Raw genomic sequence first — 22,524 nt, 5'->3', positions numbered from 1 at the left:
CGTCGTCTTGCTACATGTAGCCAGGCTATGCGTAGCCTGGCTACATGAACGCCCTTCCGATCGCGAGACTCCAGTTCGCGACGACGACTTCGTTCCACTTCCTGTTCGTGCTGCTCACCCTGGGGTTGGTCACGCTGGTGGCCGTGCTGCAGACGCGCTGGACGTTCGGCGGCAAGCCCGAGCTCCTGCGGATGACGCGCTTCTGGGGCCGCCTGTACGTGATCAACTACGCGCTGGGGATCGTCACCGGCATCGTGATGGAGTTCCAGTTCGGGCTGACCTGGACCGGCCTTTCGGCCTTCGCCGGCGACGTCTTCGGCGCGCCCCTGGCCATCGAGACGCTGGTCGCGTTCTTCCTGGAGTCAACCTTCCTCGGCCTGTGGATCTTCGGCTTCGGCCGGTTGCCCAAGGGGCTGCACCTGGCGCTGATCTGGCTGGTCACGCTGACCGCGTACGCATCGGCGCTGTTCATCATGCTGGCGAACTCGTTCCTGCAGAACCCGGTCGGCAGCCACCTCGAGCACGGCGTGCTGCGCCTCGACGACTTCGGCGCGCTGTTCGCCAACCCGGCGCTGGCCGCGTCGCTGCCGCACGTGCTCGGCGCCGCGCTGGTCACCGGCGGGTTCTTCGTCGTCGGCGTCAGCGCGTGGCACTTCCTCAAGCGCACCACCGAGGTCGAGTTCTTCCGCCGGTCGATGCGCGCCGGCGTCGTCGCGGCGCTCGTCGGCTCGGTCTTCGTGGTGAACCAGGGGTTCGCGCAGTTCGGCGAGCTGGCGAAGTACCAGCCGGACAAGCTGAAGACCGGCGGCGTCGGGCTGCCGCTGGGCCTGATGATCATGCTCGGGTTCGTCATGCTGCTGTGCGCGCTGCTGGGGACCCTGCTGCTGGTCCGGAACTGGCTCACGAAGGCGCGGTTCCTGCACTACCTGATGGTCGCGGCGATCCCGCTGCCGTTCGCGGCCGCGATCCTCGGCTGGCTGGTGCGTGAGCTCGGCCGTCAGCCCTGGCTGGTCTGGGGGAAGCTGCGCACCGCCGACGCCGTCGCGGGCGTCCCGGCCGGCCAGATCCTGTTCTCCTTCATCGCTTTCACACTGCTGTTCGCCGCGCTCGCAGTGGCCGACTGGGTGCTCATGGCGCGGGTCGCCAAGCGCGGCCCGGAGCCGGCCGGCGAGCCCGCCGAGCTGCCCGTCCTGAGCGGAGTCTGACCGATGGTGACCTTCTGGTGGTGCCTGCTGGGCCTGCTGACCTGCGGGTACTTCGCGCTGGCGGGGTACGACTACGGCGTCGGGATGCTGCTGCCCGGCTTCGAAGCCGACGAACGGCGGCGACGGCGGCTGCTCGGCGCGCTCGGGCCGTTCTTCCTGGCCAACGAAGTGTGGCTGGTGGCCGCGGTGGGCCTGCTGTTCGGCGCGTTCCCACACCTCGAGGGCAAGGTGTTCGCCGGGGCGTACGTCCTGGTCGTGACGCTGCTGCTCGGCCTGGTGACGTTCACGGCGTCGATGCAGCTGCGCAGCCGCCGCCCCGACGCCCGGCGCGGCGCCTGGACGGCGGGCATCGTGGGCGGCGCGCTGGTGACGGCGTTGTCGTGGGGCCTGTTCCTCGGCAACGTGGTCGCCGGGCTGCCGCCGGTCGGTGACGTGCTCGCCCTGTTCACCCCGTACGCGGTGCTGTGGGGGCTCGGGTTCGTCGCGTTGTTCTGCCTGCAGGGGGCGGCTTTCCTGGCGGTGCGGGCACCGGCCGAGCTGGCAGGCCGCGCGGTGCGGCTGGCTCGCGCCTTCTCGGCGCCGGTGTTCGCGTTCCTGGTGATCGCTTCGGTGTGGGGCTACTTCGCGCTCAAGGGCGTTTCGGCGCTCGGCGCGGGCGCGGTCGTCCTGGCCTTCGCGGCTTTCGCCGTCACGCGGACCGGGCTGGCGGTGCGGCGGTACCGGGTCGCGCTCGTCGGGTCGATGGTGCTTTCGGCGTGTCCGGCGCTGCTCGCGGGCACCCTGCGGTTCCCGGCCGTGCTGGTGTCGGCGCGGGACACGCTGACGCTCGAGCAGGCGGCGACGGCGCCGGAGACGTTCGCGGTGCTGGCCTGGTTCGCACCGCCGTCGCTGGTGGTGCTGCTGGTGGTGCAGTGGCTGACCTGGCGCGCGCACCGCCGTCCCGTCGACCAGCACTCGCTGCTGCACTTCTAGGGGGACGCCGTGCCTGCTTTGCCCGGACTCCGGCGGTATCTGTGCGTTCTCGGCCTGCTCGGGGTGCTCACCGCGGCGGCGGTGCTCCTCCAGGCCGAAGGGCTCGCCACCCTGCTCACCGGTGGCGGGATTTCGGTTTTCCTGGTCGTGGCCATCGCCGCGCGAGTGGCGCTTTCGTGGGGCCACAGTGTGGTGGGCGAACGGTTCGCGGCATCGGTGCGGGGGTCGTTGCGCCGCCGGCTGCTTTCGTCCACTTCGGACCGGGCGGGCGTCGTCGCCACGCAGATCACGCGCGGTGTCGACGCCACGGACAGCTACCTGACCGGGTACCTGCCGTCGCTGGTGGTTTCGGTGGTGGTGCCGGTGGCGGTGGTCGCGCGGCTGTTCGCGGCGGATCTGACGTCGGCCCCGGTCGTGGTGGCCACGCTGCCGCTGATCCCGGTGTTCGCGATCCTGGTCGGGAAGCACACCAGGGCGTCGGTCCAGTGGCAGCTGCTGACCCGGCTGGGCGGGCACTTCCTGGACGCCGTCCGGGGCCTCGGGACGTCGAAGGTGTTCGGCCGGGCGGCGGCGCAGGCTTCGGTGGTGCGGTCGATGGCGGTCGCCCACGCCGACGCGACCATGAAGACGCTGCGGGTGGCGTTCCTGTCGGCGCTGGTGCTGGAGCTGGTGGCGACGTTGTCGGTGGCGTTGGTGGCGGTGCCGATCGGGTTCCGGCTGCTTTCGGGCGGCCTGGAGGCGCGCCCGGCGTTGGTGATCCTGCTGCTCACCCCGGAGGCGTACCTGCCGCTGCGAGCGGCGGGCGCGAAGTTCCACGCGGCGGCGGAGGGGTTGACGGCGTTGCGGGAGGCGCTCGCGGTGCCGGTGGTTTCTGTTTCTTCGAGGGCGCTTTGCCGGCGGCGGGGTGCGCCTTCGCTGGTGTTCGAACGGGTCTCGGTGTCTTACGACGGGGTCCCGGCATTGTCCGATGTGGACCTGGTCGTGCCCGCGGGTTCGCGGATCGCCCTGGTGGGGCCGAGCGGGTCGGGGAAGAGCACGGTGCTGTCCGTGCTGCTGGGTTTCGTGACGCCCACGTCGGGGCGGGTCCTGGTGGACGGGGTGGACCTGCGGTCGCTGTCGTCGCCGGACTGGCTGGCCGACGTGGCGTGGGTCCCCCAGCGGCCGACGTTGTTCCGGGGGACGCTGGCTTCGAACATCGCCCTGGGCTCTCCGTCGGCCGACGTGCCGACGGCCGCCCGGGCGGCAGCGCTCGACGCGGTGGCGGCGGGGTTGCCGTCGGGGTACGCGACCCCGGTGGGCGAGCTGGGCGAGGTGCTGTCGGCGGGCCAGCGGCAACGGGTGGGCCTGGCCCGGGCGCTGGCGCGAACCTCGGCGGGGCTGGTGTTGCTGGACGAGCCGACGGCCCGGTTGGATTCCCGGACGGAGTCGGCGGTGCTGTCGGCCACCCGCCGGTTGCTACCGGAGCGGACGGCGGTCCTGGTGGCCCATCGGCCGGCGATGCTGGCGTTGGCGGACCGCGTGGTGGAGCTACGCGGCGGCCGGGTGCTTACGGGAGCGGCGGCGTGAAGTCAAGTTCGCTGTCCACAGGGGAGCAGTTGTCCACAGATCGCCGAGCGGCCCTTGTTTGCCGGCCGTCGGCCTGCGCCGCAACACGTGGCCGCACCCCTTCTCCGCACCAGGAACTCCACATGAAAAACACCTCCTCTCGCGACCTGCCCCGGACGACAAGGACCACTCTCGGGGTCTGGGGTGTCTCCACAAAGGACCTCATCCGCCTCCTCCGCGCCGCCCTCCTCGGCGCCGCCGCCGAACTCGCCGCCCTTGCCCTCATGGCCACCGCCGCCTGGCTGCTTCTCCGGGCCGCCGAACGGCCTCCGCTCGCTTCGCTCACCCTCGCCATCGTTGCCGTCCGGACCCTTGCGCTTCTCCGTGGTGGCCTGCGGTACGGCGAACGGCTTGCCGGGCACGAAGTCGTCCTGCGGTGGCTCGGTGACCTCCGCTCCCGCGTCTACCAGGCCCTCGTGCCCGGGACCACGTACTCCGGCGGTGACCTCGTCACCCGGCTCGTGTCCGATGTGGACGCTCTGCAGGACGCCGTCCTGCGGTGGCTGCTGCCTGCCGGGGTGGGTGCCGTTGTGGGGGTCGTCGCCGTCGGCGTCACCGCCGCCGCGTCTGCCGAATGCGCTGTCGTGCTCGGCGCCGGGCTGCTCGTTGCCGGGGTTCTCCTCCCGTGGCTCGTCGTCCGCCGCACCGCCGAAGCCTCGCGGGCGACCGCCCCGAAGAAGGCCGAACTCGCCGAACGGGCCGTCGAGCTCGTCACCGGGCACCGGGAGCTCGTCGCCGCCGGCGCGCTCGGGGAACACCGCGAGCGGGCCACGCGCGTCGTCGACGAAATCACCGCGGGCGAACGGACCCCCGCCGTGTGCACCGCCGCCGGGGTGCTCGTCCAGCTCGGCACCGCCGTCGCCGTCGGGCTGCTCTGCCCCGCCTCGGTGCCGGCGACCGCGGCCCTCACCCTGGCCGCCATGACGGCGTTCGAGGTCGTTCTCCCGCTGATCGGCGCCGCCCGGCGCGTACCCGAAATGCGCGCGTCCGCCGGGCGGGTGCGGGCCGTGCTGGGCGCACCCGCCGTCCCCGGGGGGACCCGCGCCGCGGAAAACGGGCACTTCCGGCTCGAAAACGCCGGTGTCCGGCACCCCGGACGGCCTCCCGCACTGCAGAACCTCGACCTCGACCTTCCGCCCGGCAAGCGCGTCGGCATCCTCGGCCCCAGCGGCGCCGGGAAGACGACCCTCCTGCGCCTCCTGCTCGGCCGCGAAACCCCCACCGAAGGCCGGGTGACGCTCGACGGCCACCCGCTCGCCGAGTACGCCGACCTGTCGAAGGTCATCTCGGGCGCCGAAGCCGACGCCCACGTCTTCCACACGACCGTCCGCGAGAACCTGCTGCTCGCGAAAGCCGACGCGACCGACGAAGAGCTGCGAGCAGCCTGCGAAGCCGCCGGCTTCGACCTGGACCTCGACCGCGACACCGGCCCGGACGGCGACGCGCTGTCCGGTGGGCAACGTCAGCGGCTGGTCCTCGCCCGGGCCGTGCTGGCCGCGCCGCCGGTGCTCGTGCTCGACGAGCCCGTCGAAGGCCTCGACCCGGCCCACGGCGACGCCGTCCTGAAGCGGGTCCTCGCGGCGGCGAAGGGCAGCGTGGTCCTCGTCACCCACCGGCCCGAGCACGTCGACGGCTTCGACGAGGTGCTCACCCTCGAGGACGGGCGAGCACTTCCCGCATCGGCGGCCGGTCGGCGACCGGGACGTCCGTGATGTCCGGCAGCCACTCCTCGTCGACCTGCACGAACTGCGTGAACGGCGCGTCCGCCGCCGGGACGCCGCAGCGGTCCAACGCCGTGCCGAGGATCTGGCGGGACATCACGCCCAGCTGGCGCAGCGACCGGTTCCGGTGCTTGCGGACGCCGAGGTTCACCTGCGCGAGGCCGGCCAGGCCGTACCGCGCCTCGGCGTCGAGCAGCAGCCCGATCTCGACGCCGTAGCCGGCCGCGAACGGCACCGACTCGAGGAACTCGCGCGTGCCCGCGTACTCGCCGCCGAGGGGCTGGACCAGCCCGCCGAGCGCCGGGCGCAACGCCGAGAGCACCGGCCGCGCGAGCAGCTCGGTGACGCGGCCGCCGCCGCTGCTCTCCAGCCGCAGCGGACGGCGGTAGAAGCCCTTGACCAGGTGGACGCCGGGTTCGGTGACCAGCGGCCCGAGCAGCGACGGCACGAACGCCGGGTCCGGGTCGACCAGGTCCGAGTCGAGGAAGACGACGAAGTCGCCCCTGGTCGCGGCCAGCGAACGCCACAGCACCTCACCCTTGCCGGGCACCGGCGGCAGGTCCGGCAGGACGTCCTCGCGGCGCACCACGCGCGCGCCCGCGGCTTCGGCGGTTTGCACCGTGGCGTCGGTGGAACCCGAATCCACGACGACCAGCTCGTCGACGACACTCCCGAGGAGGGGACGCACCGACGCGACGACGTCACCCACGGTCCGCTCTTCGTCCAGGGCCGGTAGCACCACGGAAACCGTCCGGTCACCCTTCGCGGCCAGGATGTCGTCGGGTGTCCACCCGGGCTCCTGCCACGTACGCCGCTCGAACCAACTCACGAGTAACGATCGTGCCATGCTGGTGGCACCGTCACCGAGGAGGAGGACCACTTGATCGCGCTGCTTGTCCGGTTCGTGCTGGGCCCGCTGGCCAGGGCGGTGTACCGGCCCGAAGTGCACGGCGTGGAGAACGTGCCCGCGACGGGCCCGGTGCTCCTGGCGGCCAACCACCGGGCGGCGCTCGACACCGGCGTCATCACCTTCGCGACGCCGCGGCAGGTCAAGTTCCTCGGCAAGGCGGAGTACTTCGCCGGCAAGGGCCTGAAGGGCAAGGCACTGGCCGGGTTCCTCGGCGGCCTCGGGTACGTCCCGGTCGAACGCGGCAACGCCCAGGCCGGCCTGGCCGCCCTGGAGGCGGCGCGGAAGGTGCTCGACGCGGGCGGCGTGTTCGCGATCTACCCGGAGGGCACCCGCTCCCTCGACGGCCGCCTGCACCGCGGCCACACCGGCGTCGCGGCCTTGGCCCTGGCGACCGGGGCGAAGGTGGTCCCGGTCGCGCTGACCGGCACCGAGAAGCTCCAGCCGGCCGGCGCCCGCATCCCCCGCCTGGCGAAGATCGGCATCACGTTCGGCAAGCCGCTGGACTTTTCGCGGTACGAGGGCCAGGACTACGCCCCGGCGATCCGGCGGTCGGTGACCGACGAGGTGATGTACGCGATCCTGGAGATCTCGGGGCAGGAGTACGTGGACACCTACCACAAGCGGCCGAGCGAGGGCGTGGCTTAGTCCACGAGCCTCGACGCGTGGCTGTAGCCGATCGTCAGGCCGGTGGACGACCGGCCCGGCGGCCGGTAGTAGTAGCCGATGCCGTGGGCGGTGACGATCACGTCGTTGCCGAGCCCGCGCCCGCGCAGTTTCGAGCGCAGCGCGTTCACCAGGACCGGCAGGGACCCCTTCGGCAGCGGCCCGGCTGCGCCCCGCACGTGCGCCCCGATCGCCTCGGCGGGCTGGGGCACGCCCGCCTCCCGGACCAGGAACTCCAGCAACCGGTACTCCCGCGGCGCCAACGGAAGGCCGGTACCGGTGACCTGGATCTGCCGCAGGACGAAGTCCACCCGGAGAACTCCGTCGTCGTACACCGCGTCCAGCCGCGGGGCGCGGTGGCGCAGGACGCTGCGCATGCGGGCGAACAGCTCCTCGATGTGGAAGGGCTTGACGAGGTAGTCGTCGGCGCCGCAGTCGAGCCCGCGGATCTTGTCGTCGTCCTCCCCGCGGGCGGTCGTGATGATCACCGGGACGTCGCTGACGGCCCGGAGCTTGCGCAGCACCATCAGGCCGTCGACGTCGGGCAGTCCCAGGTCGAGCAGCACCAGGTCGGGGCGCAGGGACAGCGCTTCGCTCAGCCCGCTGACGCCGTCGCGCACCGTCCGGACCTGGTAACCCCTGCCCCGCAGCACGGTGCCGAGGGCCTCGGCCACCGATTCGTCGTCTTCGACGAGCAGTACTTTCCCGCGTTCGGTGGGCCGCGGAGCCGGTTCACGGTGCGGGGCGGCGATGCGCCGTGTCTCGACCGCCGTCGCGGCCGCGCCCTGGCCGACCAGGAACGACAGCGCCAGCTCGCGGCAGGCCGGGCAGACCTTCAGCTCGCGCCCGTCCACGGCCAGCACGAACACCGCGCCCCGCGCGCACCGGCTCCCGGCCACCTCGATCTCGCACCGGCGGGCCAGCCGGGCCCGGTCACGCTCAGCTTCGCGTTCCCGGGCGCGGTGGGCCTTCGACCGGCACCTGTCCGAGCAGAACTTGCGGGGGCGGCCGGTCTCGGTGGCCTCCGGCAGTGGCTCGCCGCAGACGGTGCACGAGGTCGTCATCGGGCCGTCCCCTCCCCGATCCGCCGCAACGAAACCACTTTCGTGTCACTCCCAGGATATCGGCGCTTGGCCCACGGCCGCCGGTGTTGTTCCCTGGTGGGGAAGGTCCGGCCGCCTCGCGACGGCCGGACCGGTGTCACGATCGCCCGTGCTTGCCGGCGTCGACGATCGCGTCACCCACCACGATGAGCGCCCTCGCCGTGCCGGCGAGGGCCTCGTCATTTCTCAGCGGCGCCACGACGACCTCCACGAGCACGAGGACCACGCGCACCGCCCGCCAGGCCGGGCGGGCCCGGCGACGGCACCACTTCGCGACCCGGCGAGGCTTCGACCGGGCCGTCCGGTCCGCGGGAACGACCACTTCGGCGACCTCCTCTCGACAGCGGACGCGACCATCGCGGGCTGTCGCGACGAGCCCCGCGGCAACGGAAGCTGCGGGAGGAGATCGTCGGGTAGTTCCTTCGGGACCGGGTGGTGAAGCCACCGTGCCGCGCCGGAAGCAGGGCGCACAAGATCAGGCGAACAACATTACGAGCGGCGGGGCCGGGCGTACCGGGACGACCGTCGGCAACGTCCGTGGCGCTGCACCTAGATCCCCGGCGCGTCCTTCGCCCACTTCGGTGGCGCCGGCGGTTCGTACGTCTCGAACCGGTCCAGCAACGCGGCCGGGTCGGGGTCGGTGAGCAGCAGCTGCCGGTAGTCGTCCTTGACGAAGCCCTCCGTCACCATGTGGTCGGCGAACGTCATCAGGGGCGCGTAGTACCCGTCGACGTCGACCAGGCCGATCGGCTTGCCGTGCAGGCCGAGCTGGGCCCACGTCCAGACCTCGAACAGCTCCTCCAGGGTGCCCGCGCCGCCCGGCAGGGCGAGGAAGCCGTCGGACAGGGCCGCCATCTTGGCCTTGCGCTCGTGCATGTCCGCCACCACGTGCAGCTCGGACAGGCCCGCGTGGGCGATCTCGACCGAGGACAGGGCCTCCGGGATCACGCCGATCACCTCGCCGCCCGCGGCCAGGGCGGCGTCGGCGACCACGCCCATCGTGCCGACGCTCGCGCCGCCGTACACCAGGCCGATGCCGCGCTGGGCCAGCAGCTTGCCCAGCGCCGCCGCCTGCTCGGCGTACCTCGGCGAGAAGCCCATCGACGAGCCGCAGAAGACACAGACGCGCCGCATCAGTGCGTGTCCTCCCACGCCTGGTAGGACTCCTGGACCACGCGGACGGCGTCGTCGATGTCGTCGGTGACGTGCAGCAGGTCGAGGTCGTGCGGGCTGATCTTGCCCTCGGCCATGACCGAGTTCTTGATCCACTCGTACAGGCCGCCCCAGTAGTCGCTGCCGAACAGCACCACCGGGAACTTCGTGACCTTCTTGGTCTGCACCAGGGTCAGCGCCTCGAACAGCTCGTCGAGCGTGCCGAAGCCGCCGGGCAGGCAGATGAAGGCCTGCGAATACTTGATGAACATCGTCTTCCGGGCGAAGAAGTAGCGGAAGTTGACGCCCAGGTCGACCCACGGGTTCAGGCCCTGCTCGAACGGCAGCTCGATGCCGAGCCCCACGGAGAAGCCGCCGGCCTCGGCCGCGCCGCGGTTGACCGCCTCCATCGCGCCCGGGCCGCCGCCGGTCATCACCGCGAACCCGGCGTTGGCCAGCGCGCCGCCGATCTTGCGGCCGAGCTCGTACTCCGGGTTGTCGCGCTTGGTGCGCGCCGAGCCGAACACGGTGACCGCGCGCGGGACCTCGGCGAGCGCGCCGAAACCCTCGACGAACTCGGCCTGGATCCGCAGCACGCGCCACGGGTCGGTGTGCACCCAGTCGCTCGGGCCGCGCGAGTCCAGGAGCCGCTGGTCGGTGGTGCTGCCCTGGTCGCGGCGGTCGCGGCGCAGCACGACCGGGCCCTTGTGCCGCTCCACCGGGCGTTCGGGGTACTGGCCGTCCGGCCATTCAGACTGTTCGCTCACTACGCCATGCTACGGCCTGCCCGCCAGCGAGAATGCGAGAAGCGCGGTGGAGGTGAAGTCGATGGCGGGCTCGTTACTGGGCCATGAACTCAGGTCGTCGGCGTAGCGGCTTCCCTGGCCGTCGAAGGATTCATACGGACGGGTGCATTCCTTGGCGCCCGCCGGGAACGGCAGGTCGGCGAAGTTCCCCGCGCCGTTCGGGCCGTTCACGACCGCGCCGTACAGCACTTTCGAAGGTTCGGCGAGGTTCGCGGCCTGGTGGTGCGGGCACTGCGGGAACGTCGTGCCGACGCCGACCACGAGCGACACGCCCCAGGCGTTGGCCCCGAGGGTGAAGTTCCGTTGCCGCGCGCCGAAGGCGGCGTACCGGGTGTCGCCGGTGACGCGCTGGTAGAGCCGTGCGGTCGCGGCGAAGCCGAAGCTCTTGCTGGCGGCGTCGAAGTCCGTGACGTCCACCGCCGTCCCGAATGGACTCCGCTTCGCCGCCTCGACGCCGGAGTCGAGCTGGCGGCGCAGGTCGGCGGCCAGGTCCCGGACGCCGAGCGCCGCGCCCGGGACGCCGGTGCGCAGCAGACCGGCGAGGTCGGCGTGGGCGAGCGCGCTCGTGTCGTAGAGGTTCAACGTGCTGGTGTCGCCGCTGCCGATGTACGCCTTCGCCCACTTCGCCGCGTCGCGGGCCCAGCCGTCGGCGCGCGGGTCGTGGAGCGCCCGCGCGGCCAGGGCGAGCTGGGTCGCGCCCAGTTCGAGGTCGTCCTCCCAGCTGGACTCCGGGTAGTAGGCGTGCGGGAACGCGGTGACGAGCTCGCCGACGCCGGTCGTCTTGGCCTGCGCGAAGACGGCCGCCGCCTCGGCGAGGTAGTGCCGGGCGAGCCGCGGGTCGCGGTGGGCCTGCACCTGCGCGCCGAGCGCGAACGCGGCCGCGACCCGGCCGGCCAGGTTCGGGGACAGCGGCGCGCCCGCCGGGGCCGCGGGGAACACCGGGCGGTGCTTGACGAAGTAGGCGGGGTCGCCGGGCTTGACGTCGAGCGCGTCGTCGTCCTGCGGGTTGCGCCAGACGTCGTGGTCGCCGAGGAAGCCGAACTCCTCGCTGCCGGTGCCGATGCCGACCTGGGCGTAGAGGGTCTTCGTCCGGCCGTCCCAGACCTTGTCGAGCCAGTCGAGGCCGAACCGGACCTCCTTCGCCAGCACCGGGTCCGGGTCGTCGCGCAGCACGAAACCCAGCTCGGCGAGCGAATACGCGGTGTTGGACGTGAACTTCACGAAGTCGCCGGCGTCGACCCAGCCGCCTTCGACGTCGACCGGGCCGCCCTGCGGTTTCAGGGGTTCGACGATCTCGTCGCCGCCCTCGCCTTCGAACTTCGGCTCCGCGTACACGGTCGCCGTCCGGTCGGCGAGGTGGGACGGCCTGCGGTCGAGCCGGCCGGGGACGACGTCGTGACCGTCGCGCTGCGCCTGGAAGAACTCGGTGGTGGCCCGCACGAGCGGGCGGAACAGGCGGCGCGCGGTGTCGATCCGGAACGGCGGCGACGTCGCCCCCGCGGCCCGGATCCGGTAGGTGCCCGGACGGTCCAGAGTGGACAGATCGAGGTCGGACACCGCCGGGTAGCGCGCGTTCCAGGCGCCGAGGCTCGGGCCGGTGCGCCCCTCACGGACGGTGCGGCCGCGCTCGTCGACGACGGCGAACTTCCCGGGCGCGCCGCCGAGCAGGTACGCGTGCTTCGCCTCGCCCAGCGCGTAGCCGACCTGGTCGACGCGCACCTCCGCCGGGGTGGCGGCCTCGGCCGGGGTCGCCGCGAGGGGCACGGCGAGCGCGGCCGCCGTCGCGAGGGGAAGCAGGCGCATGATCGGCCTCCGCTTTGTTAGGAAAGTTTCCTATTTAGCGGAGAACGCTATCCCGGCGCTCCCGGAGGCGTCAATATGTCCGTTTCCGCGATGGCCGCGCCGATGACCTACCGTGGGGAGATGACCAGCGCACCCGCCGAGCCGCTCGGCGCGCGGATCCGGCGGCTGCGCACCGGCCGCGGCTGGACCCAGCGCGAGCTGGCCGAGCCGGGCTACGACCGGGGCTTCCTGGCGAAGGTGGAGACCGGCAGCCGGCCGCCGTCGGAGGAGATGCTGGCCTACCTGGCGCAGCGGCTCGGCCTCACCGTGGACGAGCTGCGGTTCGGCCGGCCGCCGGGCGTCGCCGACGAGCTGCGCGCGGCACTGGACGAGGGCTACCGCGATCTGGAGCAGGGCCGCGTCGCCGACGCGGAGGCGCGGTTCGCCGACGTCGCGAAGCAGGCCGCGGGCTACCACCTCGACGACGTCGAGTGCTACGCGCGGTTCTGCCAGGCCGAGGTGAAGTGGCAGCTCTTCGACGTCTCGGCGGCCCAGCGGGCGCTGGAGCACGCCGAGGAGCTGGCGGCCGCGGCGCCGCCGTGGCTGCGGGCGATGATCGTGCACCGCTGGTCCGGCTGCCGCTACCTCAGCGGCGACGCGGGTGCGGCGATCGCCCGCGTCGAGGCCGAGCTGACCACCCGGCCGGCCGACCCGGACGCCGAGTTGTGCCTGCTCACGGCGTTGATCCACCCGCTGATGGAGATGGGCGGCCTGCACCGCGCCCGCCGCGCGGCCGACGACGGGCGGCGGCTGGCCCGCGCGGCGACGCGGCCGGACTTCGTCGCGCGGTTCCACCGGCAGGCGTCGCAGGTGTGGCAGGCGATCGGCCGCGCGGACCGGGCGGACGAGGACCTGACCGAGGCGGTCCGCCTGTTCGCGTCGGTGGGCTTCGACCGCGACGCGGCCCGCTGCCGCTGGGCTCGCGGGTACTTCCTGCGCCGGCTCGGCCGGCTGGCCGAGGCCCGGGCGGAGCTGACGGCGGCCCGCGACCAGCTGGCGGCGATCGGCGCGGACGAGGGGGTCGCCGGGGCGACCCTGGAACTGGCCCAGGTGCGCGTGCGGCAGGGGGCGGCCGAGGACGCGGCGGCGCTGGTTTCGGAGGTCTGGCCGCTGCTGGCCCGGGACGTCGAGGCCCTCGGCGAGGCGACGGCCCTGCGCGGCCACATCGCCCAGGCCCGCGGCGACCTGGAGACGGCCACCCGGCTCCTGCGCGAGGCAGCGGAAATCCAGACCGGAGCGTCCCTGCACGGGGCGGCGGTTTCGACGGCCCTGCGGCTCGGCGACGTCCTCCGACAACGTGGTCATTCCGACGAGGCCATCGAGGCCTACCGCCGTGGCCTGGACTCGGCCGCGGGCGCCGAGTAACGGACCAGCGGGCTCGGTGGTCCGGACCAAAGCAACTTTCCTACTAAAGTCTGTGAATTGGTTCAGACCAGTCACTCAGATCGCACCGACCTGCGGATTCACCTGAGCGCAGGTGATCAAAGCAGCGGTGCACTGCTCCGTTCGGCCCATTGACCCGTCCGCGGGCGGAACCCTTTACTCGGACGCGTCCGGCGCAATAACACCAGTTATTCCTCCGGGCACACTGCTCACGGTCCCCGGAAAGGTTCCCCCATGAGATCCCCACGAGGGCTGGCGGCGATCGCCGGCCTGGCCCTGACCTTCGCGGTGCCGGCGATCCCGGCCGCCGCCGCTCCCGCACCTCCCGCCGCCACCCCACCCGAGGCGCTCGCCGCGCGAGCCGCCGACCAGGCCGCCCTCGACGGCGCCGACCGGCTCGCCAAGGGCGCCGGGGAGACCTTCGTCCGCACCGGGGTCACCCCGGGTGGCGGCGGGCTCTACTACGCCTCCTACCAGCGCACCTACCACGGCCTGCCGGTCGTCGGCGGGGACGCGGTCGTCGTCGCCGACGGCACCGGGCGCGTCCGCGGTACCGAAGCCGCGCCCACCGCTCCGATCAGCGTCGGCACCCAGGCCACCGTCAACGCCGACCAGGCGGTGAAGACCGCGAAGAGCCAGGTGTCCACAGTAGACAAGATCGAGGCGCCGAAGCTGGTCGTGCTGGCCGGGGCCGCCCCGAAGCTCGCCTACGAGGTCGTCGTCGGCGGCCGCACCCACGGCAAACCCACCCACCTGCACGTCTTCGTCGACAGCGGCACGGGCAAGGTCCTCGACACCCGTGACGACGTCCGCGAGGCCGGCACCGGCAACTCCTACTACGCCGGCACCGTCTCGATCGACACGTCCGGCTCCGGCAGCTCCTACTCGATGACCGACCCCGTCCACCGCGGCCTCGCCTGCGGCCGCGAGGGCGGCTCGATCTTCACCAAGAGCTCCAACACCTGGGGCAACGGCTCCGGCACCGACCTCGAAACCGCCTGCGTCGACGCGCTCTACAGCGTCCAGACCGAGTGGAAGATGCTCGGCGACTGGCTCGGCCGCAACGGCATCGACGGGGCAGGCGGCGGCTTCCGCGCGAGCGTCGGCCTCAACGACGTCAACGCCTACTGGGACGGCTCCTCGACGCACTTCGGCCACTCCCAGGACAACCGCCGCCAGGCGACGCCGATGGACGTCGTCGGCCACGAGTTCGGCCACGCGGTCTTCCAGACCACGCCGGGCGGCGCGGGCTCGGGCAACGAGAACGGCGGCCTCAACGAGTCCACCGGCGACATCTTCGGCGCGCTCACCGAGTTCTACGCCGACAACCCGGTCGACCGGCCGGACTTCACCGTCGGCGAGGGCGTCAACCTGGTCGGCAACGGCCCGATCCGCTACATGTACAACCCGAGCCAGGTCGGCGACCCGAACTGCTACTCGTCGTCGATCCCCAGCACCGAGGTGCACGCCGCCGCGGGCCCGCAGAACCACTGGTTCTACCTGCTCTCCCAGGGCAGCAACGCCTCGCCGGCCAGCCCGACGTGCAACGGCTCGACCGTCACCGGCATCGGCATCCAGAAGGCCGGCAAGATCTTCTACAACGGCCTGCTGAAGAAGACGTCGGCGTGGAACCACAAGGCGGCCCGCAAGGCCACCCTCGAAGCCGCGATCGCGCTCTTCCCCGGCAGCTGCACGGAGTTCACCGCCACCAAGGCGGCGTGGGACGCGGTGAGCGTCACGGCCGTCAGCGGCGAGCCCACCTGCAGCGGCCAGCCGCCCGCCGGCAACGACTACTCGCTGACGCTGTCACCGACGTCGGCGTCCGTCCAACCCGGACAGACCGCGACCACCACGGTGACCACCCGGGTCACCTCGGGCAACGCCCAGACCGTCCAGCTCGTCGCGAGCGGCCTGCCCGAGGGCGCGAAGGCCACGATCAGCCCGGCGAGCATCCAGTCCGGCGGCACCGCCACGCTGACCATCACCACCTCGGCGACCACGCCGCAAGGCACCAGCCAGGTGACGGTCAGCGGTGACGGCACCGACGCCGACCACACCGCGCAGTTCTCGCTCACCGTCGGCACCGGCGGCCCGCCGCCGACCGGCTGCGACGGGCTCGCCGAGTGGGATTCCGCCAAGGCGTACGTGCCCAACGACGTCGTGGGCCACAACGGCCACAAGTGGACGTCGCTGTGGTACTCGACCGGTGCCGAACCCGGCGCGCCCGGCTCCTGGGCCGTCTGGAGCGACAGCGGCGCCTGCTAGTCCCCGGCCGCGCGGTGGTGGGCCCCACCACCGCGCGGCCTACCCTGAACCGGTGGAAAGGCGGCCTTGGTGAGCGAGAGCGTCGGCGAACGCCTGCGTGAGCTGCGCACCGAACGCGGGCTCACGCAGCGCGAACTCGCCGGGCCGCAGTACTCGGCGGCGTACGTCTCGTCGGTCGAGACCGGCGCCCGGACGCCGTCGGGCGACGCGCTGCGGTTCTTCGCCCAGCAGCTGGGCATCGACCCGGGCGAGCTGCTCGGCGGCCGGTCGCCGCGCGAGCTGATCGAGCTGGACCTCGAGCTGATCGAGACGGCGGACCGGTTCCTGGCCGGCGACGCCCGCCGCGCGACCCCGCGGATGCAGCGGATCCGGCGCCGCGCCGAGCGCCTGGACCGGCCGCGCCAGGCCGGGATCGCGCTGCTGTGGCTGGCCGGGTACTCGACCGGCGACGTCCGCACCAAGTACGTCGCGGACGCCGAAACGGCCCTCTCGGACGAGCCGCCGCCGGTGCGGGCGATGGTCGTGCCGCTGCGCGCGGCGGTGCTGTCCGCCTGGGGCGAGGTGCAGTATTCGGTGCACCTGCTGGAAACCTGCCACGCCGAGCTGCTGCGCGACGGCTACCCGCAGCCGTCCATCCTGCTGACGCTGCGAGCCTGCCTGGCCGAACGGCACCTGCGCCAGGGCGACCTGGAGCGGGCGGCGGAGTACGCCGGCTCGGCGTTGCGGCTCACCCGGGGTGGCCCGGCGGTGCTCGCGGAACTGACCCGCAGCCACGTCGAGGTGTGCCGCAGCCACCTGGCGGCCGACCGGTTCGCCGACGCGGCCGCTTCGGTCGCCGCGGCCTACGACCTGATGCAGGAGCGGGCGCTGCACCCGGCGATGGCGTACTGCCTGCTGGCCAGGGCCCGGGTCCGCGGCCGCTCGGGTGACGTCGAGGGCGCGCTGGCCGACCTCGGCGCGGCGCGGGAGACGGCGTGGCCGGACGACGTCCCGGCGATCACCGTCGAGCTCGCCGGGGAGTACCTGGCGGCGGGCCGGCTGGAGACCGCGGCCGCGTTGCTCGACCAGGTCCGCCCGTCGGTCGTCTCGGGCACGCCCCTGGCCGCCGAACTGCGGCTGCAGCTGGGGTCGCTGGCCAGGGCGCGGGGCGACGCCCGGCGCGCAGCCGATGACCTGCGGGCGGCCGTCGAGCTCGCCACCGGGCTGGGCGCGCGCGGGGTGCTGGTGCGCGCGCTGCGGCCGTTGAGCGAGCTGCTCGGCGAGACGGGCAAGCAGACGGAGGCGGCGGACGTGCTGCGGAACGGGCTGATCGCGCTCGGCGCGGAAGCGGACTGAGCAACCGTTTTCTTCGCGGTACTAACGAATCCCGGTGATCGAGATCGTCCGGCGTTCGGATGGTGTCCCGGACAATCCCTACGAAAGTCGTTCCGGGACGGAACGCGGGGTGAATGCCCTGCTGCGACGGGGTTTGTACGAATTGATTCGATAATCCGGAACGCACCGTTGGTCCGTTCGGCGCATTGACGCCCGGATGTGCTGATCCTTTACTCGGATGCGTCCGGACGCATACCTGCTGTTAGCCCGCCGGACACGTCTCCCGTTTCCCTTACCGGACCTCGATTCTGCCTTCATGGAAGGACGACCTCGATGACCCATCGTGGGTTCAGCACGGGCTTGGCGGCTGCCGCCGGGCTCGCCATGACGCTCGCGTTACCGGTGACCCCGGCGAGCGCAGCACCCCAAGCCCAGCCCGCCGCCCCCGAAGCGGCCGCCGCGCGCGCCGCCGACCAGGCGGCCGCCAGCGGTCTCGACGCCCTGCGTCGCGGACCGGCCGAATCGTTCCAGCGCGTCGGCCTGACCGCCGGCGGCGGTGGCCTCTTCTACGGCGCCTACCAGCGGACCTACCAGGGCCTGCGGGTCGTGGGCGGCGACGCGGTGGTCGTCGCCGACGGCGCCGGGCGCGTCCGCGGCACCGAGGCCGCGGCCACCGCCCCGATCACCGTCGGGACGCAGGCGCTGGTCGACGCGGCGAAGGCCGCCGCCACCGCGCGGGCTCAACTGGCCACTGTGGACAGTGTGAGCACGCCGGAGAAGGTGGTGCTGGCCGGGGCGAGCCCGAAGCTGGCCTACGAGGTCGTCGTCGCCGGGCGCACCGCCACGGCGCCGAGCAACCTGCACGTGTTCGTCGACGCGGCGACCGGCGCGGTGCTCGACAAGCGCGACGACGTGAAGACGTTCGCCTCCGGCGCCCGCACGCAGGCCCGGCCCGCCACGGTGAACGTCGCCGGCACGGGCAACAGCTACTACGTCGGGAACGTCTCCATCGACACGACGCAGTCCGGCAGCACGTACACGATGCGCGACCCGGGCCGCACCGGCATCAGCTGCGGCCGCGAAGGCGGATCCGTCTACAGTGGACCGGACAACAACTGGGGCAACGGCACCGGCACGGATCTCGAAACGGGCTGCGTCGACGTCCTGTACAGCGTGCAGACCGAGTGGAAGATGCTCGCCGACTGGCTCGGCCGCAACGGCATCAACGGCAGCGGCACCGGCTACCCGGCGTCCGTCGGCCTGGCCGACGTCAACGCCTACTGGAACGGCTCGTCGACGCACTTCGGCCACTCGCAGGACAACCAGCGCCAGGCCACCTCGATGGACGTCGTCGGCCACGAGTTCGGGCACGGCGTCTTCCAGTTCACCCCGGGCGGTGCCGGTTCCGGCAACGAGAACGGCGGCATGAACGAGTCGACCGGTGACATCTTCGGTGCCCTGACCGAGGCGTACGCCAACAACCCGAAGGACACCCCGGACTACGAGGTCGGCGAGGGCGTCAACCTGGTCGGCCAGGGCCCGATCCGCTACATGTACCAGCCGTCGAAGGTCGGCGACCCGAACTGCTACTCGTCGTCGATCCCGAGCACCGAGGTGCACGCGGCCGCCGGCCCGCAGAACCACTGGTTCTACCTGCTGGCCGAGGGCTCGAACCCGGGTGGCGGCAAGCCGGCCAGCCCGACCTGCAACAGCTCGTCGGTCACCGGCCTCGGCATCCAGAAGGCCGGCAAGATCTTCTACAACGGCCTGCTGAAGAAGACCTCGTCGTGGAACCACAAGGCCGCCCGCAAGGCGACCCTCGAAGCCGCGATCGCGCTCTTCCCCGGCAGCTGCACCGAGTACAACACCACCAAGGCCGCGTGGGACGCCGTCTCGGTCACCGCCGCCACCGGTGAGCCGACCTCGTGCAGCGGCGGCGGAGCGGACTTCTCGGTCGCGCTGAACCCGGCTTCGGGTTCCGTGCAGCCGGGCGCCTCGGCGACCACCACGATCAGCACCGCGATCACCTCCGGCGCGGCCCAGTCGATCACGCTGTCCGCCTCGGGCCTGCCCGCCGGCGCGACCGCGTCGTTCAGCCCGGCCACGATCTCCTCCGGCGGCAGCTCGACGCTGACCATCGCGACGTCGTCGTCCACCCCGACCGGCAGCTTCCCGGTCACCATCACCGCCGACGGGGCCAGCACCGACCACACCGCGACGTACACGCTGTCCGTCGGCACCACCGGGTCGTGCGCGCCGGTGGCCAACTCGACCCGCCTGAACATCCCGGACTACCCGGCGAGCGCGGTCAGCAGCACCAGCACCGTCAGCGGCTGCGCGCGCAACGCGTCCGGCACCACGAAGGTCGAGGTGCACATCACCCACACCTACCGCGGTGACCTGGTCATCGACCTGGTCGCACCGGACGGCACCGCCTACCGGCTGAAGAACTCCAGCAGCGACTCGACCCCGAACATCGACACCACCTACACCGTGAACGCCTCGTCCGAGGCCGCGAACGGCGCGTGGCAGCTCCGCATCCGAGACGTCGGCCCCGCCGACACCGGTTACCTGTCCTCCTGGACGTTGACCGTGTAGCACTCCCCACCCCGTGAAGGCCGCACCAGCCAGGTGCGGCCTTCACGGTCGTTGTCCCCAACCCCCACCGAAGGAATTCACCGCCATGAAGTGGAAGACACGACTCGGCGCCGGGGTCACCGCCCTCGCCGCCGTGCTGGGCGTCGTCAGCGCGCCCGCGGCCACCGCCGCGCCCGCCGCGGCGCTCGCCGCGCCGGACATCTCGCTGGCCAACATCAAGGGCCACCTCAACCAGCTGCAGACCATCGCCAACAACAACGGCGGCACGCGCTCGGCGCGCGGCGGCGGGTACGCGGCGTCGGTGTCCTATGTGGAGAACCTGCTCAAGAACGCCGGCTACACGACCACCCGGCAGACCTGCACCAGCTGCCTCGGGCAGTCGCAGAACCTGATCGCGGAGTGGCCGCAGGGCGACGCCAGTCAGGTCATCATGCTCGGCGCGCACCTCGACTCGGTCAGCGCCGGCCCCGGTATCAACGACAACGGCTCCGGCAGCGCGTCGATCCTCGAAGTCGCGCTGACGCTCGCCCGCACCAACCCCGCAATGGCCAAGCGCGTCCGGTTCGGCTGGTGGGCCGACGAGGAGTCCGGCCTGGTCGGTTCCAAGTACTACGTCAACAACCTGCCGAGCAGCGAGCGCACGAAGATCAAGACCTACCTCAACTTCGACATGATCGGCTCGAAGAACTGGGGCTACTTCGTCTACGACGACGTCGCTTCGGTCAAGGCGATCTTCGACGAGTACTTCGCCTCCATCGGCATCCAGACCGAGGGCGACAGCGAAGGCGACGGCCGGTCCGACCACGCGTCCTTCAAGAGCGCGGGCATCCCGGTCGGCGGCCTGGCCACCGGCGCCGGCGACATCAAGAGCTCGGCGCAGGCGCAGAAGTGGGGCGGCACCGCGGGTTCGCCGTTCGACAACTGCTACCACCGCGCCTGCGACACGACGGCGAACATCCCGGACGCGCCGCTGGAGAAGAACTCCGACGCCATCGGCTACGCGCTGTGGAAGCTGGCCGTCGCCCCGACGCAGGGCAACGACTTCTCCGTCTCGCTGAACCCGACGGCCGGCACCGTCCAACCGGGACAGTCGCTGCAGGTGGCCGTGAGCACCGCGACGACGTCCGGCAGCGCGCAGTCGATCTCGCTGTCGGCGGCCGGCCTGCCCGCGGGCGCGACGGCGTCCTTCAGCCCGGCCACCGTGCAGTCCGGCGGCAGCTCGACCCTGACCATCACGACGTCTTCGAGCACCCCGACCGGCACCTTCCCGATCACGGTGACCGCGGACGGCGCGAGCGTCGACCACACGGCGTCGTTCTCGCTGGGTGTCGGGTCGTCGTCGTGCGCGCCGGTGACCAACTCGACGCGCCTCGACATCCCGGACTACCCGGGTGCCGCGGTGAACAGCCCCGCGAACGTGGCGGGCTGCGCGCGCAACGCCTCCGGCAGCACGAAGGTCGAGGTGCACATCACCCACACCTACCGCGGTGACCTGGTCATCGACCTCGTCGCGCCGGACGGCACGGCGTACCGCGTGAAGAACTCCAGCAGCGACTCGACGCCGAACCTGGACACCACCTACACCGTGAACGCCTCCTCGGAGGCCGCGAACGGCGCGTGGCAGCTGCGGATCCGGGACACCGGCCCCGCCGACACCGGTTACCTGTCCTCCTGGACGCTGACCGTCTGACGCACCGCTCGGGGGCGTCCCGCGCGGGACGCCCCCGAGTTGTCTAGACCACCCGTTCGTAGGTAGTCACCGGTTCCCCGCGGCGCTTATGTTGGGCGGACACGCCGCGTTCGCCCCTCAACGACGATGGGAGCCGGTATGTCCGGTCGCTTGCTGACAACCCTGCTGGCCACGGTGCTGGCCCTCCCGCTGTTCGTCCCGGCCCCCGCGCAGGGGGCGGTGCAGGCCGACACGTGCGCGGTGAAGTCCCGGCCCGCGGGCAAGGTCCTCCAGGGCTACTGGGAAAACTGGGACGGCGCCGCCAACGGCGTCCACCCGGGGCTGGGCTGGATCCCGATCACCGACAGCCGGATGGCGCAGCACGGCTACAACGTCGTCAACGCCGCCTTCCCGGTGATCCGCTCCGACGGCACCGTGTTGTGGGAGAACGGGATGGACGCCGGGGTCAAGGTGTCCACGCCCGCCGAGATGTGCGCGGCGAAGGCCGCGGGCGCGACGATCCTGCTGTCCATCGGCGGCGCGGCCGCCGGGATCGACCTGTCGTCGTCCGCGGTCGCCGACCGGTTCGTCGCCACCGTCGTGCCGATCCTCAAGCAGTACAACTTCGACGGGATCGACATCGACATCGAGACCGGGCTGACGAACAGCGGGAACATCAAGACGCTCTCGGCGTCGCAGTCGAACCTGATCCGGATCATCGACGGCGTGCTCGGGCAGATGCCGTCGAACTTCGGGCTCACGATGGCGCCCGAGACCGCGTACGTGACCGGCGGCAGCATCACCTACGGCTCGATCTGGGGCGCGTACCTGCCGATCATCAAGAAGTACGCGGACAACGGCCGGCTGTGGTGGCTGAACATGCAGTACTACAACGGCTCGATGTACGGCTGCTCCGGCGATTCCTACCAGGCCGGGACCGTGCAGGGCTTCACCGTGCAGACGCAGTGCCTGAACAACGGCCTGGTCGTGCAGGGCACCACGATCCGCGTGCCCTACGACAAGCAGGTCCCCGGCCTGCCGGCCCAGCCGGGCGCGGGCGGCGGGTACATGTCGCCGAGCCTGGTTTCCCAGGCGTGGCGGTCGGTCCCGGGCCTCAAGGGCCTGATGGACTGGTCGATCAACTGGGACGGCTCGAAGGGCTGGACGTTCGGCAACAACGTCAAGTCCCTCCAGGGCCGCTGACCCGGTCGTGGGTGGGTTAGAAGGGTTTTTAAAAATTTATAAAAAACGAAACCCCGGGGGGCGCGGGGGCGGCGCGGGGCCCGAGGGGGCCCCCCCCCCAGGCGCCGCCCGCG

General features: G+C 72.1%; 17 protein-coding genes. 11 read left to right on the top strand and 6 right to left on the bottom strand.

Going from position 1 to position 22,524, the window contains the following annotated elements:
- Positions 1–44: 44 nt before the first annotated feature.
- From ABZW17_RS31945 to cydC, 4 genes are all read left to right on the top strand, one after another.
- On the top strand, positions 45–1,205 hold the full coding sequence (locus tag ABZW17_RS31945; protein WP_354822543.1) for a cytochrome ubiquinol oxidase subunit I: 1,161 nt from the start codon (positions 45–47) through the stop codon (positions 1,203–1,205).
- Positions 1,206–1,208: 3 nt separating this feature from the next.
- On the top strand, positions 1,209–2,177 hold the full coding sequence (locus ABZW17_RS31940; protein WP_354822541.1) for a cytochrome d ubiquinol oxidase subunit II: 969 nt from the start codon (positions 1,209–1,211) through the stop codon (positions 2,175–2,177).
- A 9-nt stretch (positions 2,178–2,186) separates the two neighbouring features.
- Complete coding sequence (gene cydD / locus ABZW17_RS31935; protein WP_354822539.1) at positions 2,187–3,743, top strand: thiol reductant ABC exporter subunit CydD; 1,557 nt, start codon at positions 2,187–2,189, stop codon at positions 3,741–3,743.
- A gap of 122 nt (positions 3,744–3,865) precedes the next feature.
- Positions 3,866–5,494: a thiol reductant ABC exporter subunit CydC gene (gene cydC, locus ABZW17_RS31930; RefSeq protein ID WP_354822537.1), complete on the top strand. Its 1,629-nt coding sequence runs from the start codon at positions 3,866–3,868 to the stop codon at positions 5,492–5,494.
- Here the strand turns inward: cydC and ABZW17_RS31925 are convergent.
- On the bottom strand, positions 5,430–6,332 hold the full coding sequence (locus ABZW17_RS31925; RefSeq protein WP_354822535.1) for a glucosyl-3-phosphoglycerate synthase: 903 nt from the start codon (positions 6,330–6,332) through the stop codon (positions 5,430–5,432). The genes cydC and ABZW17_RS31925 overlap by 65 nt on opposite strands.
- Positions 6,333–6,383: 51 nt before the next feature.
- On the opposite strand from ABZW17_RS31925, the gene ABZW17_RS31920 reads away from it, so the two are divergent.
- Entirely contained in the window at positions 6,384–7,058 is a 675-nt protein-coding gene (locus ABZW17_RS31920) for a lysophospholipid acyltransferase family protein (RefSeq protein ID WP_354822533.1), read from the top strand.
- Here the strand turns inward: ABZW17_RS31920 and ABZW17_RS31915 are convergent.
- From ABZW17_RS31915 to ABZW17_RS31895, 5 genes are all read right to left on the bottom strand, one after another.
- A complete protein-coding gene (locus ABZW17_RS31915) occupies positions 7,055–8,140 on the bottom strand; it encodes a response regulator (RefSeq protein ID WP_354822531.1) in 1,086 nt (361 codons plus the stop codon). The two genes, ABZW17_RS31920 and ABZW17_RS31915, sit on opposite strands and share 4 nt — an antisense overlap.
- Positions 8,141–8,276: 136 nt before the next feature.
- Complete coding sequence (locus tag ABZW17_RS31910) at positions 8,277–8,501, bottom strand: hypothetical protein (RefSeq protein ID WP_354822529.1); 225 nt, start codon at positions 8,499–8,501, stop codon at positions 8,277–8,279.
- 227 nt (positions 8,502–8,728) lie between these two features.
- The gene (locus tag ABZW17_RS31905; protein WP_354822527.1) at positions 8,729–9,313 is read right to left on the bottom strand and encodes a TIGR00730 family Rossman fold protein; all 585 of its coding nucleotides are present in this window, start codon (positions 9,311–9,313) and stop codon (positions 8,729–8,731) included.
- Entirely contained in the window at positions 9,313–10,098 is a 786-nt protein-coding gene (locus tag ABZW17_RS31900; protein WP_354822525.1) for a TIGR00730 family Rossman fold protein, read from the bottom strand. The genes ABZW17_RS31905 and ABZW17_RS31900 overlap by 1 nt, the downstream gene beginning before the upstream one ends.
- A 9-nt stretch (positions 10,099–10,107) precedes the next feature.
- Positions 10,108–11,940: a glycoside hydrolase family 9 protein gene (locus ABZW17_RS31895; RefSeq protein WP_354822523.1), complete on the bottom strand. Its 1,833-nt coding sequence runs from the start codon at positions 11,938–11,940 to the stop codon at positions 10,108–10,110.
- A gap of 120 nt (positions 11,941–12,060) precedes the next feature.
- On the opposite strand from ABZW17_RS31895, the gene ABZW17_RS31890 reads away from it, so the two are divergent.
- The 6 genes from ABZW17_RS31890 (at position 12,061) to ABZW17_RS31865 (ending at position 22,411) form a co-directional block, all read left to right on the top strand.
- On the top strand, positions 12,061–13,344 hold the full coding sequence (locus ABZW17_RS31890) for a helix-turn-helix domain-containing protein (protein ID WP_354822521.1): 1,284 nt from the start codon (positions 12,061–12,063) through the stop codon (positions 13,342–13,344).
- A gap of 252 nt (positions 13,345–13,596) precedes the next feature.
- Complete coding sequence (locus ABZW17_RS31885) at positions 13,597–15,627, top strand: M4 family metallopeptidase (protein ID WP_354822519.1); 2,031 nt, start codon at positions 13,597–13,599, stop codon at positions 15,625–15,627.
- A 69-nt stretch (positions 15,628–15,696) separates the two neighbouring features.
- Positions 15,697–16,962, top strand: a complete 1,266-nt coding sequence (locus ABZW17_RS31880) for a helix-turn-helix transcriptional regulator (RefSeq protein WP_354822517.1) — start codon at positions 15,697–15,699, stop codon at positions 16,960–16,962.
- A gap of 312 nt (positions 16,963–17,274) precedes the next feature.
- The gene (locus ABZW17_RS31875; protein ID WP_354822515.1) at positions 17,275–19,539 is read left to right on the top strand and encodes a M4 family metallopeptidase; all 2,265 of its coding nucleotides are present in this window, start codon (positions 17,275–17,277) and stop codon (positions 19,537–19,539) included.
- A gap of 85 nt (positions 19,540–19,624) precedes the next feature.
- Positions 19,625–21,229: a M28 family metallopeptidase gene (locus ABZW17_RS31870; RefSeq protein ID WP_354822513.1), complete on the top strand. Its 1,605-nt coding sequence runs from the start codon at positions 19,625–19,627 to the stop codon at positions 21,227–21,229.
- Positions 21,230–21,367: 138 nt separating this feature from the next.
- Positions 21,368–22,411, top strand: coding sequence for a chitinase (locus ABZW17_RS31865; RefSeq protein ID WP_354822511.1), 1,044 nt, complete (start codon positions 21,368–21,370; stop codon positions 22,409–22,411).
- The last annotated feature ends 113 nt before the right edge of the window (positions 22,412–22,524 follow it).

This window comes from Amycolatopsis sp. NPDC004625 (assembly GCF_040609695.1).
GTDB lineage: Bacteria > Actinomycetota > Actinomycetes > Mycobacteriales > Pseudonocardiaceae > Amycolatopsis.
Note: the sequence above shows the minus strand (reverse complement) of the source record. Positions and strands in the feature narration are given on the sequence as shown.

Bases quoted from the DNA above. Each gene is read 5' to 3' on its own strand.
- ABZW17_RS31945 (WP_354822543.1), top strand. From the start codon at position 45: ATGAACGCCCTTCCGATCGCGAGACTCCAGTTCGCGACGACGACTTCG.
- ABZW17_RS31940 (WP_354822541.1), top strand. From the start codon at position 1,209: ATGGTGACCTTCTGGTGGTGCCTGCTGGGCCTGCTGACCTGCGGGTAC.
- cydC (WP_354822537.1), top strand. From the start codon at position 3,866: ATGAAAAACACCTCCTCTCGCGACCTGCCCCGGACGACAAGGACCACT.
- ABZW17_RS31915 (WP_354822531.1), bottom strand. From the start codon at position 8,140: ATGACGACCTCGTGCACCGTCTGCGGCGAGCCACTGCCGGAGGCCACC.
- ABZW17_RS31905 (WP_354822527.1), bottom strand. From the start codon at position 9,313: ATGCGGCGCGTCTGTGTCTTCTGCGGCTCGTCGATGGGCTTCTCGCCG.
- ABZW17_RS31895 (WP_354822523.1), bottom strand. From the start codon at position 11,940: ATGCGCCTGCTTCCCCTCGCGACGGCGGCCGCGCTCGCCGTGCCCCTC.
- ABZW17_RS31890 (WP_354822521.1), top strand. From the start codon at position 12,061: ATGACCAGCGCACCCGCCGAGCCGCTCGGCGCGCGGATCCGGCGGCTG.
- ABZW17_RS31885 (WP_354822519.1), top strand. From the start codon at position 13,597: ATGAGATCCCCACGAGGGCTGGCGGCGATCGCCGGCCTGGCCCTGACC.
- ABZW17_RS31875 (WP_354822515.1), top strand. From the start codon at position 17,275: ATGACCCATCGTGGGTTCAGCACGGGCTTGGCGGCTGCCGCCGGGCTC.
- ABZW17_RS31870 (WP_354822513.1), top strand. From the start codon at position 19,625: ATGAAGTGGAAGACACGACTCGGCGCCGGGGTCACCGCCCTCGCCGCC.
- ABZW17_RS31865 (WP_354822511.1), top strand. From the start codon at position 21,368: ATGTCCGGTCGCTTGCTGACAACCCTGCTGGCCACGGTGCTGGCCCTC.